Source organism: Thalassotalea crassostreae, from assembly GCF_001831495.1.
Lineage (GTDB): Bacteria > Pseudomonadota > Gammaproteobacteria > Enterobacterales > Alteromonadaceae > Thalassotalea_A > Thalassotalea_A crassostreae.
Window position 1 is genome coordinate 1,573,546 of record NZ_CP017689.1, and the last position, 14,027, is coordinate 1,587,572.

7 protein-coding genes are annotated in these 14,027 nt (G+C 38.3%); 2 read left to right on the plus strand and 5 right to left on the minus strand.

Annotation, left to right across the window (positions count from 1 at the left end):
• Nucleotides 1–70: 70 nt before the first annotated feature.
• Nucleotides 71–1,558 carry a sulfatase family protein gene (locus LT090_RS06785; protein ID WP_068545182.1) on the plus strand — a complete coding sequence of 496 codons (1,488 nt, stop codon included), beginning with the start codon at nucleotides 71–73 and terminating at the stop codon, nucleotides 1,556–1,558.
• Between the two features lie 86 nt (nucleotides 1,559–1,644).
• Here the strand turns inward: LT090_RS06785 and LT090_RS06790 are convergent, their stop codons facing one another.
• The 4 genes from LT090_RS06790 to fucP form a co-directional block, all read right to left on the minus strand.
• Entirely contained in the window at nucleotides 1,645–2,268 is a 624-nt protein-coding gene (locus tag LT090_RS06790) for a c-type cytochrome (protein WP_068545183.1), read from the minus strand.
• A gap of 6 nt (nucleotides 2,269–2,274) precedes the next feature.
• Nucleotides 2,275–3,633, minus strand: a complete 1,359-nt coding sequence (locus tag LT090_RS06795) for a DUF1552 domain-containing protein (RefSeq protein WP_068545184.1) — start codon at nucleotides 3,631–3,633, stop codon at nucleotides 2,275–2,277.
• 12 nt (nucleotides 3,634–3,645) lie between these two features.
• Complete coding sequence (locus LT090_RS06800; RefSeq protein ID WP_068545185.1) at nucleotides 3,646–7,329, minus strand: DUF1592 domain-containing protein; 3,684 nt, start codon at nucleotides 7,327–7,329, stop codon at nucleotides 3,646–3,648.
• A 149-nt stretch (nucleotides 7,330–7,478) separates the two neighbouring features.
• Entirely contained in the window at nucleotides 7,479–8,825 is a 1,347-nt protein-coding gene (gene fucP, locus LT090_RS06805) for an L-fucose:H+ symporter permease (protein WP_082897062.1), read from the minus strand.
• Nucleotides 8,826–9,138: 313 nt separating this feature from the next.
• Between fucP and LT090_RS06810 the strand changes: the two genes are divergently transcribed.
• Complete coding sequence (locus tag LT090_RS06810) at nucleotides 9,139–11,085, plus strand: PQQ-binding-like beta-propeller repeat protein (RefSeq protein WP_082897063.1); 1,947 nt, start codon at nucleotides 9,139–9,141, stop codon at nucleotides 11,083–11,085.
• Between the two features lie 83 nt (nucleotides 11,086–11,168).
• Here the strand turns inward: LT090_RS06810 and LT090_RS06815 are convergent, their stop codons facing one another.
• On the minus strand, nucleotides 11,169–14,015 hold the full coding sequence (locus LT090_RS06815) for an SH3 domain-containing protein (RefSeq protein ID WP_068545186.1): 2,847 nt from the start codon (nucleotides 14,013–14,015) through the stop codon (nucleotides 11,169–11,171).
• Nucleotides 14,016–14,027: the final 12 nt, after the last annotated feature.

The following is a 14,027-nucleotide window of genomic DNA, read 5'->3' on the forward strand; positions in this document are numbered from 1 at the left end:
TAGAATATAACCCAAGGTATTAAAAATTTTTACCCAATGTTTATTATTTATCTTGTATTAGGAATTAACAATGATATTACGAATTTTAGCTTTTGCAGCAATGAGTTTAATAAGCTCTTTAGCACTTGCAGAGAAAACCAACATAGTATTTATTTTTGCCGATGATATGAGCTACAAAACCGCAGGGTTTATGGGGCATGATGTGGTAAAAACACCCAACTTGGACAAGCTTGCCAATGACGGGGTGGTATTTAATCGCGCTTATAATATGGGAGCCTGGACAGGTGCAGTATGTATTTCATCGCGTACTATGCTTAATTCTGGTTTTTCAGTGTGGAGAGCCCACGAAGTTAATAACCTTTTTAAGACGAAAAAAAGCAAAAAAAATTCTGAAGTAATACCGGCTTTGCAGCAGAAAAAACAAACTATTATGGATAACTTTTGGGCTACAAGAATGGAGGCTGCCGGTTATGACACATACATTAGTGGTAAGTGGCATGTCAGTGCACCTGCAAAAGCAAGTTTTGATGAAGTTGGTACTATACGACCAGGTATGCCAAAACAAACGAAACAGCGTTATGAAAGAACGTTTGATGAGATTAATGATAGTTGGAGTCCTTTTGATAAAAGTATGGGCGGATTCTGGGCTGGTGGGCAACATTGGACAGAGGCTTTAGCAGACGAAGCTATTAGCTTTTTAAACACTAAAAAACAATCTTACACGCCGTTTTTTATGTATGTTTCTTTTAACGCACCGCATGATCCAAGGCAAGCGCCAAAGGAGTTTGTAGATATGTATCCATTAAAAGATATTAATCTACCTGCAAGCTATCAAGAGCAACATCCTTTAATGGAACATATGGGGCTGTTATCGCCTAAAGCGAAAAAGAAAAAAATGCTAAGGGATGAAAACTTAGGGCCACTTCCAAGAACCGAGTATTCTACGTTGGTAAATCGTCAAGAGTACTACGCTTCAATTACCCATTTAGACAGTCAAATAGGCCGCATATTGGCGCAATTAGAAGCAAATAAACAAATGCAAAACACTGTGATAATCTTCACTGCTGATCATGGTTTAGCAATCGGCGAACACGGTCTATTGGGCAAACAAAATTTATATGAGCATAGTATGCGCGCACCATTCTTTATTGCCGGTAAAGGTATGCCAAAAGGGCAGCGAAGAAATGCGGCTATCTATTTACAAGATGCGATGGCTACCTCTCTTGACCTTGCTGGGGCAGCGCTTGATAACGTAGAGTTTAAGAGTGTTTTACCATTAGTTGCAGATAAGCAAGCGACTAGTTATAGCACTATTTACGGGGCATATTTAAATACTCAGCGTGCAATAATTCAAGATAACTATAAATTAGTGCTATACCCAAAAGCGAAATCAATTGAGCTTTATGATTTAGTTAACGACCCTAATGAGGTTAATAATTTAGCTAAAAAAGCGGATATGAAAATCAAAATAAAGTCATTATTCGCTTCTCTTCGCCAAGAGCAAGTACTATTGGGTGATAAATTAAAGTTAGAAGAGACTTATCCAGAATTACTATAAATCTCGATTCATCGTTTAAGCCCTATTAATTATCATTAGAAAATTAATAGGGTGATACTTTTCAACGAACAATGCGGTTAGGTAATTTATTTAAGAGAGGTAATATGTAAGGCGAGGGCTTCTATGTCTTCGTCGGTTAGTCGAACTGCAATTTTTCGCATCATATCGTTTGTATCATTTTTGCGTACACTACTTCTGAAAAGCTCTAATTGACGGACTAAATACTCAAAGCTTTGACCACTTAGTGCTGGTAGTGTTGCATCACTAATACCATGCCCGTTTATGACATGGCAAGACATACAGGCAGGTATTTGACGTTCATCGTCACCTCTATTGTATAGTTGCTTGCCAGTTTTTGAGCCCTCACTGCTCATTGAATATCTATTTTGCAAAGCATATTGTTTGCTATATTTTTGAATATCCAGCGAAGTTAATTTATGAATTGACGTACTTAGGTGATCAATTTTTCGGGCGCCTTTTGCAAAGTCGGTTAATTGTTTTGTTAGGTACAAATCACCTTGACCTGCGAGTAAGCCATTAGATGGGCTGTAACTTATTCCCAAAGGAGTATGGCAATCATTACAGCTTTTGTTTGTTGCATCTATTGCAACTGTTACGCTTTGCTTAACCTTATTATTACTTAAATTTAAAGCATACCAACTTGCGGTTAGTATGCTTACAGTAACTATGAGTAATACAGGTTTGTGCATTTACAGTTAGGTTGCTTGATTAAAAATGGCTGATAAAGGCCCCGTGCTATCACCGAATTTTTCAGTGGGTATATCAACGGCGTTGAGCATACTGACAAATAGGTTGCACATCGGTTCTTTTTCATCAAATACATGGTAACTACCATGATTAACACCCAAGTTACTACCACCTGCTAATATAAGTGGGTAATTTCTAGCATTGTGGGTATTACTTGTGCCACTGCCGTATAAAATTAACGTGTTATCAAGCAACGAACCATGTTCGTCTTGGGTGTCACTCATGCGTTGCACAAAATAACTAAATTGTTTCGTTAGCCATTCATCATAACTTCCCCATTCAGCCCAATGACCCTTGGATTTGTCGTGGGTCATTTTATGGTGGCCTTTGCTCAGGCCTAAGGCGAGTTTAGGGAAGTTTTCACCAAAGCCCATACCATCTTCTCGTGCGATCATGTAACTCACTACACGTGTCATATCTATTTGATAACCTAATACCATTAGATCAAAGGTACTACGTATATATGCTTCTGGATCTATTGCGGCATCAACGTCTAAGTTTAGATCTTTAACATTAAACTCTTTCATTGGAATATCAAGCCACTGCTCACTACGCTGAATTTGTTCTTCCATACTATTTAACGAGGTTAAATATTCATCCATTTTATGTTTATCTTGCGCACCTAACCGAGCTTGCAATCTTTTAGAGTCCTGCAGAATCAAATCAACAAGTTTTTGATTCTGCTGCAAAGATTTTCTGCGTTCTGTTGACGTTGCACCGCCTGTCGGCGAGAAATAACGTTCGAAAATTTGACGGTGACGATGCTCAGTTGGGATCGGTTTACCAGCGTTATCAAACGATAAAGTCGCGACTCTAGATTTAAAACCAATACCACCATCACTTGATAAAGCAAGGTTTGGATAGCGAGTATATTTTTTTAAAGATTTTGCTGCGAGTTGATCAACTGAAATAGTGTTTTTATAGGCACTGCCGCCAATGTCGCCACCTGTTAACCAAGTATCAGCCGTCATATGACCTACTAATTTTCGGCTCTTAGGGTGGCTTAAACCGCCCAATATTGACATTTTGTCGCGAAATGGCGCTAACGATGAAAGTGACTGGTTTAGCTTGTAGTTAGCACCAGGCTCTTTCGGGAACCAATGCCATTTTTGATATTTTGTTTCAGACTCATGAGGTAGACAAACACCATTAGGGATAAAAACATAACATAAACGTTTTGCTGTTTGCTCAGCTAAATTTGGTTGTGCTGACGTCCCCGCCATACATTCTAAATAAGGCAGGGCACAGGTAACTCCCAATCCTTTAAGGAAAGTACGACGATTAAGTTTTATCGATTTAATAGCCATTAAATTTCTTCCTTATAATTGCTTAAATGTTGGGTGATTAACGATACTCTTAATTAATGAGCGCATACTATAATTATTTTCTTTAACTTCTTTCACTAATGTCTGCAACGTTTCTTCATCACTAAATCGTACTTCGCGACCTAAACTATAGCTATAAAGGTGTTTTACTAGCGACATGGTAAATAACTGTGGTTTTTGCTTAATTACGTAAGCTTTAAGATCATCAATACCGTTTACTTCAACACCGTCAGGTAATACTGACAAAGCATCTACGGGTTGTTCTTTATTCATCGTTTGATAAATACCTGCAGCATCAAAGTTTTCAAAAGCGATGCCATATGGGTCAATCATTGCATGACAATCACGACAAGATTCTTTATTGCGATGAGTTTCTAATTGTTGCTTTAAGGTTAGCTTTTCAAATCCTGGAGTATCTGGGTCTAACGCCGGCACATTAGGTGGTGGAGGCGGAGGCGGTGTACCTAATATTTTTTCTTTAAACCAAACAGCTCTTTTAACTGGGTGGGCTTGCTCACCGTCTGAATGACCTGCTAAAAACGCTCCTTGCGACAATAAACCACCACGATGTTGTTCAGGAGAGATATCTACCGCTCTAAATTCATTTCCTTTAACATCATTTACGCCATAATACTCGGCAAGGTTTTGATTAAGCATAGCAAAGTCTGAATCAACTAAATTGAAGATAGTTTTATCTTCCACAAGTACATGATGGATAAATTGATAGGTTTCTTCAGCCATATCTGCCTTAACAAAGCGGGTAAATCTAGGATGCTGATCAACGTTCATTTTCATTGATTGATGTCTGTCTACCCGTAACCATTCAAACGCAAATGGGCGGATAAAACGCCATACTTTCGGATCTTCTAACATTCGGTCAACTTGTGTTGATAATTGATCACTCAATTGTCCTGTTTTTGCTAAGTCTAACAATGTTTGATCAGGCGCAGAGTTCCATAAAAAGTATGATAAGCGATTGGCTAGTGCGAATTCCGAAATAGGTGTTGCTTGATAACTACTAGCATTGGCAGAGCTAATGCCAAATAAACGGCTGAAATTAGCAAGTAGTTTAGTGCTTTGGCTATCATCGACTACAGGCTCTTCAGGTAAATAAAGAAAGTTAGGCGAGGTAAGAATAGCTGCCATCACTTCAACAACACTTTCTTCGTATTGAGAATAGTCACCTTTAATTGATTGCCAAAAATTAAGATATAAGTCTAGTTCTGAACCGTCTAGCGGTCGGCGAAAAGCCTTCTCGGCAAACTGACTAATCACTTCTTTAGTGTAAACGTCTAAATTTTCTTTATTTGGAGATTCGAAGAAAATATTTGTATGGCTTTTAGTTGGCCATTGCTCAAAGTAGGGCGCTTCTAATTCAATTGCTTTAACTTGCAATGGCGGGCCTATATGGTCGCTTTCTTTAACTAAAAAGTTATTCCACAAGCCTATTAATGCAATACCAGATAGTCGGTCATTTTTATCTGTGGAAGTGGGTACTGGCAAATTTTCTAATCGACCAGTAAACGTATAGCTGGTCGCTTTTTTATTGTTTTGACTTACTTCTGTTGAAGTCGAAAATGTTTGATAGTCCATACCATCATCTAATCGAGTACCAACAAAAGGTTGTATTGAAGGAGCGTCATCGGAAAATATTTGTGCATTCACGGCTTGTGCTTTTTTCGCCGCAGCTAATAACTTGTCGTTGTTGGGCACCTTGGTTAGCACAATATCGTTAAAACCAACGAAGTTGTTCGCTTGTAACTTAATATTCTGCTTACCTTTGTTAAGGTAAATTAACGCTAATGCTGATACTTGGCTGTTTTTAGGGCCGACATTAAGCTGTGTTTTTATGGTTCTGCCACCAACGGTCAACTTAAGTCGGTTTCTTGGTAGGTTAACATCCACATCTGAGATTACAGGGTGAACTAAGTCAATCTGATAATAAGCATTTTCTGGAATATTAGCTTTTAATATCGCCACTGACTTTTTAGTTTTTACGTTCTCTGGTAACCAAAAATTTCCTTTTTGTTTTAGGTTTATAAGTTTGCTACTCGTCGACGCGTTAACGATAATGTTGTCTTTATTTGCTACTGCGCTTTGGGTACTGGCATTAACCTTAGCGAGGGTTTTATTACTCTTCAGACCTTGTAACTTGCCATTTCCAGACGCGGATAATTCGCCTTTATTGGCGATAACACGCATTTGAAACGAACCTTCTTTTGGTAATAAATCTTTAATTTGCACCTTTAAATTGGGTGAAGGCCCCATACTAGAGTATGGTTGTTTCTCTATATGAGGTAGGGCAGAAGCCAGAACAATACCTTCCTTACTCATATCAAAGCGATTATAGGATGAACCTCGTAAACTGATGCTAAATCTCTTCTTAAGAGCGTTAAATTTAGCTTTCTCTTCTTCGCTTTGTGCGACTACAACCTCGCCATTTTCATCAAGCATTTCGATATCGAAATGCTTGTTATCAAGAGGCACCTCTTTATAGCCGTCAAGTTCAGTAGTATATTTGCCATCACTAATATTTTGTCCGAAATTAATACGGTAGTGAAATACCTCTGGCTTATCACCTAAGTTGATCGCTTTTAACAATGCTTGTTTGGCGATGCTCTGAAAATATTCTCCGTGTAATGATGTCATTTGTAGGATTTCGCCATCATTGGTAAAACCCATTTCAGACTTGCCATCATCGGGTAAAATATTACCGAAATCTATTTCAATGCCTAATAAATCTTGCAATGAATTTGTATATTGCTGTTTAGTTAAACGTCTTATTGGGTGTTGCAGAGCAGATTTTCGAGCTGACGAGGCTAACTTAATATTATCTGTCATCCAGTCTACAACAACACGTCTATGCTCATTACTCAGCTGTTGTTCTTTTGCAGGAGGCATTTCTCCGCTGTTGATCATATCTAATGCAGCATGCCATTGTTCAGCGTCATGACCATTAACCATATCTGGATTTAAAGTATCGAAGCGAACATTGCCTTTTTGTTTATCTGGGCCGTGACAACCAATACAGTACTCCTGCATTACCGGTTTTACTTGTTGATTAAAGACTGGGTCATCAACTACTTCGGTAACAACAGGTTGTTCATGTAAACCTAATATAGACTTAATCGGTTCCGGTGTATGCTGAGTTAAATACGTATCACCATGAACTAAATTGCCCCCAGCATGTGCAGCCGCCATAATAAGAACAACTAAACCCGCACTAGACGCAGTATAGGTGTAACTTATCCATGATTTATTGAGGCGGTCTCGAGTTATTTGAAGGCCTAAAGTAAACAGAGCAAGTAAAGCAACGCTCATGCCACCTAACTGATGAGATTGGACTTGTTCGGCTCTAAATCCTTCGTTTGCGGCTAACATTAAACCTAATGCTACGGTAATAATGGCACTGATGGCGCCAACTAACCAAAGCAAAGGAATAATAGGTTTTAACGATTTGAAATTCTTTTTAAGAGAAAGTAACTCAACACTAGGGGCGAGTAATAGCAACACCACAGGAAAATGCAATACTAGTACATGAAAACGACCTAGAAACCTAAATAGACCGCTACCTGATTCATTATCAATCGGAGCTGCAACCACCGCAAAAAGAATTGCTAATGCGATAAGGAATAATCCTGCCCATAATTTTTTTAATGATACTTTTGTTAAGATCATATTTCTCTCTACTGCTAATTACTTCTTTAAAAACTACTAGTGTTAATCACTGCTAAAACTAAAATGACGTAGGTGCAAAAAATATAAATATAGATTCAGGCACCTAGTTTTTATTGCTTTATTTATTAATCAATAATATCTATTAGTGTTTAATCGATACCAAGTGCCGCCTCTTTTTTATGTGCAAATAGGCTATAAATTAATACGATTGCAAAGCAGGTTAAAGGAACTAAATAGCTAGTATTTACATTCGTTTGATCGATAATCCAACCTTGGAATGGCACTATGATAGCTCCGCCTAGAATTGCCATAATGATAAACGAACCACCTAACTTGCGATCTTCACCAACACCGGTAAGTCCTAAGCCATATATAGTAGGGAACATTAAAGACATGCATGAGAAACTTGCTAATAGGGCATAAGTACCTACTTCTCCACCAACAAATACTGCGGTACTAACGAAACAAATGGCCAACGTTGCCATCAATGATAGTAAGCGTGATGGTCTAATGTAAGTCATTAAGAAAGTACAAAGGAAACGGAAGGTGGTATAAACACACAGGCCATAGAAAACAAACTGTGCTGCTTCAGCTTCAGTATTTTCACCGGTTAAGTTAACCATTATGTATTTCACCGCATAGGTCCACACGCCTACTTGACAACCTACATAAAAAAACTGCGCAACAACGGAAAATTTCCAGTTGCTGTTTTTCTTTAACCGTTTGAAAGACTCTCCAAGACTACCAAATTTATCGCCAGATTTACCATCAGGAAAACGCTTGAAGAAAATTAACGTAGCGAGCAATAGGCTAACTAGTCCTACTACAATGTAAGCAGTAACAACATTTGAAAGTTCCATACCTTGAATTTTAGCGAGTTCATCCGCGGCCATCGCCGCTCGTTCAGATTCTGAAGCACTATTTAATCCTTTCAGGATAACTTCTTTGCCTAAGTAAACGCCCAAAAGGACGCCAATAGGGTTAAATGCTTGAGCAAGGTTGATACGTTGAGTAGCTGTCGCTTCTGGGCCCATTGAAAGAATATAAGGTGCAGCAACGGTTTCCAAAATGGCACAGCCGGCAGCAAACACATAAAAAGCCAGTAAGAAAAAGTAAAAGCTCATCGCTTGACTAGCTGGAAAACAAAGTGCTGCGCCAAGGGCATAGATGCCTAAGCCAATTAAAACACCTTTTTTATAGCTGTATTTTTGAATAAGAATAGCTGCGGGGAGCGCCATGCAAAAGTAAGCCCCATAAAAAGCAGATTGTATAAATGAAGATTCAAATTGACTCATGCTCAGAACTTTTTGGAATGCAGGTACCAATAAGTCAGTCATGTTATTGGCTGCGCCCCATAAGGCAAAACAAGCAGTAATTAAAATAAAAGGGATGAGCAGGCCTTTATCAATTATTGCTGAACTAGCACTATTTGTATTAGCACCTTGTTCAGATGATTCGATTTGGCTAGGGTCAGCAGCCGTTACTTGTGAGTTCATATCTGATTACCTTTATTCGTTTTTATAATGGGTATGATTTTTATATATTTAAAACATCATATAAAACCCGAGCAACAATTAAAACCTTTTATCATGAAAATTTATCGTTTTGTTAGTTGTTAATTTTCAATAAATCTTGTTAACTCATGATGTAGAAGGGTTAAATGTGATGTTGGTGGTTAATGTAAAGGAGTGTAAAGGTTCATTTTAATTAAAATAATGAGAGGGAAATGTGGCAAAAAGGTATTTTTCTTGTTTTTTGAAATTATGGGTGTACATTATAAATAATAATTTCTTTAGTATGAAAAGGCCGATGAATAATAATAAAATTAAACTAAAGGCACGCGTTGCACCCGTAATTGCTGTGGCAATGATTGTTAGTGCATGTAATCAAAGTGAAGTTAATGACGCGGTTAAAGGAAATGAAGTGAATTCTGCAATAGCTGCACAGTCGCAGTGGCCAATGTTTTCAGGACCAAAGACTTCAGGGCAAACAACAACAGAGCTGTCGGTGCCTTATACGTGGTCGGTCAGAAGTAATAGAAATATTCTGTGGCAAACTGAATTACCCGCGGGTGGACAAAGTGGTATTAGCGTCTGGGGAGATAATGTGTTTTTTACCACCAATAAGCCACTTGATACACCTAAACTTGAACAACTTGAAGCTGATCTCAAACAAACTCAATCGGCATACCAATCAGACTACGACAATGTTATAAAAACTCTGGTAGATGATCCTAAATACAAAAAGCTAGTAGTTAATGTGGCTACAAGTGAAGAAATCTGGTCAAAATTTTTATTAAACTATAAGCAAACGAAATTAAAACAACTCTCCGATATAAGGTTAAAACGTGCCGTCAAAAAAATTACCAGAGAAAGCCCTAAAGCAAAAGCGGTAGCGGCAGCTCAAAAGGCTTATGATGATTATATTCATCAGCAAAATCCACAAATTACAGCATCACTTAAACACTATATCGCAGCTAAAAAACAATTAGCTGCGAAAGGTATGGGTAAAGATATCGTGTTGTATTGTGCCAATGCAGTCGACGGTCAAATAAAGTGGCAACGAACTATTTCTGGCGTTATTGATACCATGTACAACTATGCGTTCAGTGATGCAACGTCGCCAACACCTGTTACCGATGGTGAGCAGGTCTGGGTTGTAAATGCGACAGGCGCCATGGCGAGTTTTAGCATGTCAGGTGAACAGTTGTGGTCAAAACATTGGATGCCGTCAACTGGCAGACCATTTAACAAACAATACGATACCTTAGTATCGGAAGACTTTCTGTTTAATGTGCAGCCGCCATTAGAGAATGATCAAAATCGAAATGCACAATGGAACTATATTCACGCGATTGATAAATACAGCGGTGAGACTAAATGGGTAAGCACAGAGGCTTTAACTCATTATAATACGCCAATGTTAGGAACAACTGCATCAGGAAAAGAAGCACTCCTTATAGGTCGAGGTGGACCGCATGGAGTCCCTGAAAAAGAACCCGGATTAAGCTTAATAGACTTAACTGGAAAAACGCTTTGGAATTGGCAGCCAAGCTCAGAAGCTTTAGGGAAATTAGAACCTTGGGGGGCGACAGATATTCAAATTTGGAATGAAGATAGAGCGATATGGATTGCAGGTAAAACAAAGCAAAAGTTATTCAGTATTGATTCACGCACAGGAAAAACACAGCAAACCTACGATTTGAGTAAAGTATCTCGCTATATTTACAATGAGCAAACTAAAACCCATCAATTACAACAACAGGAAATGCTCGGTTTTGAGAGGCAACCATATACGCTTGTGCTGATTGATGACGCACTGTATTACTTAGTACGCTATGAGCCTTTTATTGGTTATTTGAATTTAGCAACAGGCGAACATTTACAACTAGAAATCCCAACAGAAGTAAGCAATACAAATGACAGTTTGACTAATTTTATTTGGAAAAAAACACATAAGACAGACCAGCTAAATTCTCGTGGTCAAAGACATAATACAGAGTCACGTTCGCAAGGTGATGGTACCCAAAAAGCGTTTCTTGCGTCTCCTATCGTTGTTAATAATAATATTTATTTTACCAATGCTCATGGTTTAACCTATGTTGTTGATACTAACGTGCCTTTTAACGAAAAAGCACTGATTGCTGTGAATGATTTAGGCAATAAAAGTGAAACCTATTCGTTAAGTTCGATGGCGTACGCAAATGGCATGTTATATCAGCGCAGTTTGAAAGCTATTTATGCTATTACGCCTTAACAATCCAAATAGGTTGATATACGTAGCAACAAAACAGCAAGCTTTAAGCGGGAGAATAAAGCTTGCTGGTTAAGTTAGTCTCGTTATATTTTCGTATACGCTCTATTTGGTAGCCAACAGATAGCGCCATTTGTTAACTTCACTTCGCTCCACAATCCATCCGTTTTTAATATTCTCAGTTCCGTACCTGCATGCAGTGGCGTAGTGAACGCTGGCGCAAAAATAAGACCTGGACCTTTTCTACTGGTGATTTCTTGGCTCGTAACCACGGCAGTACTTTGCTCAGGTTTGAAATTGAAACGAGCTACCTGGCTCAATATAGCAATCGACAATAATAATACCGCTAGTTGTATGTGTTTTGCGTTAACAATATTATTTTCATTGCTCAATCGACGCCAGATTAATAGCCAGGCGAAACAATAAGTAAACCAACAACAGGCCAGCCATAGCGGGTGATTTGTCATGCTATGCAGTTTGCTCAACCAAGGAGGAGCAAAATCGTTAGGCAGTTGGTCAAGTCGCTTTAATCGAGCTTGATTTAAATTGTGAGATATAATCTCATCGTTTAGCGCTTGATTTTCTGCACGACGCAGCCAAAGTATACTTTGACCATAACGACTTGCTTGAAACCAACTTGTACCAATATCATACATTAAGCTAGTCTGGTTTAATGACTCATCGCCAATAAATGTGCTGAGCTGTTGCGCTATTTTGGCATGGGCCAGATTGCCTTTATGAGGAGAATCAATATCGAGTTGTAAGGCTCGCTGATGGTCTTGATGTAATTCTTCAATATTGATTTTTTTGACGGAGTCAGCTGAACCCATGTCATCTGCGATAGCTTGATTGTCATGACCTAAAAAAGTAAGGCTGAACACTAATAATACGATTAGCGAGTTACTAATTGATGGTGTTTTTCTTATTTGCTGTGATTCCGCAGTTGGTGCAACACTTTGAGCAATATAAGGGGGTAAAATTCCTTCCAAAAGCTCAATAATATCGAGTAATTGGGTATTTTGTTGTTGTGTTGCTGGTGTTGAAACTTCGCCGTATCGTTGTTGATAATCTTCTATCCATGCGGTTAAGCTTTCAATTATCGATTTACTTTCGCTATTGCTCTGAATGTTAGCGCTTCTAGAACCACTGTCTAAACATAAGGTAATGGAGCGTTTAACATTGTTTGCATCAAATTGAGATGGAGGTAACGCAAAACGTTGCTCACAATAACGGCTAAGGAGTAACAGTGCATCACAACTTTTTATGGTTTTAGCTTGTGTTAAACCTTTTTTAAGTTGATAAGCTGGTTGTAGAGCTCTGCGTTGATTTAGACGATTTCGCATCGGCCTTAACATCATTATGAGTGCGACAACTGGAGGTAATAATAATAAAACCAATATAAACCAAGTTTGTTCTAATAGTGGTTTGCTATTATTGAAACCGTTATTTTCTGAGGATTTTTGCCAGCGTAACGCCCAAATCCCTTGCTCATCAACAATAATTTTATTTTTTAATGAAACACCATCATTCGTTTCAATGTCTGAAAATGTAAAGCGACTATTCTCAGTTACTTGAATAGGAACATTATTGATCACAACGTCTCTAAAAATACCTGTTTTAGGCTCAAAGTAAGTTAGTGTAAATTCCGGTATGACTTGTATATCGGGGCGGCGAGGGAATAAACTTTGGTTTACCGTCAATGTACCTGTTTTAGTCAGCAAAGTGCTTGCGTCACCAGGTAAGTTAAATGATTGTGTAAAGCTTGGGATTTTTGACAGCGGCGGTAGATCAAACGTTTCAATATCAGGGTGAATGATATTAAGTAAGTAATTCAATGGTTCACCTTGCATTACACTTGTTGGCGCTGCGCTTGCTTCAATAATTGGGCGGCCAATAATGCCTGAAAAATTACTAGGTGCATTGTTTGGTAATGCTTTTACATTTAGAGATAACGGCTCACTGCTGGTAAAAACTCGATGAGAATTTTTATTACTATCAATTTCTTCGAAAAAATTATTGTTGTAATAAGCTACGTATTGAGTGCCTTTAAATTTCTTCTTAGGCTTAAGCAGTAAATGATCTATTACATTTGCATATAAAGTGGCAGGTGCTAAAGAATAAGTGCCTGCAACTTTCGGCTTAATAATCGTGGTAAATTGTATTTTTACTTTGTTACCTTCTAACGATTGCCATTTTGCAATTTGTCTTTGACCATTAACTGGTAAGCCAATACTCTTGTTGTCTTTGTCGTCGGCTTTATCCCAAGGCTGAGTAACAACTAAATCTTCATCGACCAATGCGGGTAGTCGTAAATTAACCGCAACGAGTGCGGCAACTGGATAGTCAAGGGTAACTGACGTCGTTAGGCGAATACTTTGGCCAAGATAAATATCTTGCTTGTTGCTGGTTACCTCAAGCTTTATTTTGTTTGTAAGTTTTGCTGCATTAACATTTACCTTTTTTATCGGTGTTGATAATGACTGGTTAGGGTAGCTCAATGTAATAGCAGGAATCGTTAATGTTTCTGCTTTATTTGCTGTGATGTTAATTGGGTAAGCCCAACCGGTTTGGTTATCTTGGTTAATAGCAATAGGAGAACTTTGAACCATTTCAAAATCAGATGATTGAGGCAGCTTTAACTGTGGTTTCGAACTCGGTGGATTTAGTGAAATTAACAGCCATTGACTGCTTTGACCTTGCCATAACTTTTGTTTTGGGGCTTGTAAGTATAACTGCCAATCAGTTTCATTATCTATTCCAGTACTTTCCTTAGCATTAACTTTAGTATTGGCAGCTAAAGGCGAAGCGATAACGTTGCCAATCGTACAGAGCATTAAGGCAAATAACACAATGTAAACGCAAGGCAATGAAAAGCAAAGACGATTAACGTTTATACGTGATAACAATAAATGTAATTGATTAAAATGTTGCATGTATCTTTTGCC

Bases quoted from the DNA above. Each gene is read 5' to 3' on its own strand.
- LT090_RS06810 (WP_082897063.1), top strand. From the start codon at position 9,139: ATGAATAATAATAAAATTAAACTAAAGGCACGCGTTGCACCCGTAATT.
- LT090_RS06790 (WP_068545183.1), bottom strand. From the start codon at position 2,268: ATGCACAAACCTGTATTACTCATAGTTACTGTAAGCATACTAACCGCA.
- LT090_RS06800 (WP_068545185.1), bottom strand. From the start codon at position 7,329: ATGATCTTAACAAAAGTATCATTAAAAAAATTATGGGCAGGATTATTC.
- LT090_RS06785 (WP_068545182.1), top strand. From the start codon at position 71: ATGATATTACGAATTTTAGCTTTTGCAGCAATGAGTTTAATAAGCTCT.
- fucP (WP_082897062.1), bottom strand. From the start codon at position 8,825: ATGAACTCACAAGTAACGGCTGCTGACCCTAGCCAAATCGAATCATCT.
- LT090_RS06795 (WP_068545184.1), bottom strand. From the start codon at position 3,633: ATGGCTATTAAATCGATAAAACTTAATCGTCGTACTTTCCTTAAAGGA.
- LT090_RS06815 (WP_068545186.1), bottom strand. From the start codon at position 14,015: ATGCAACATTTTAATCAATTACATTTATTGTTATCACGTATAAACGTT.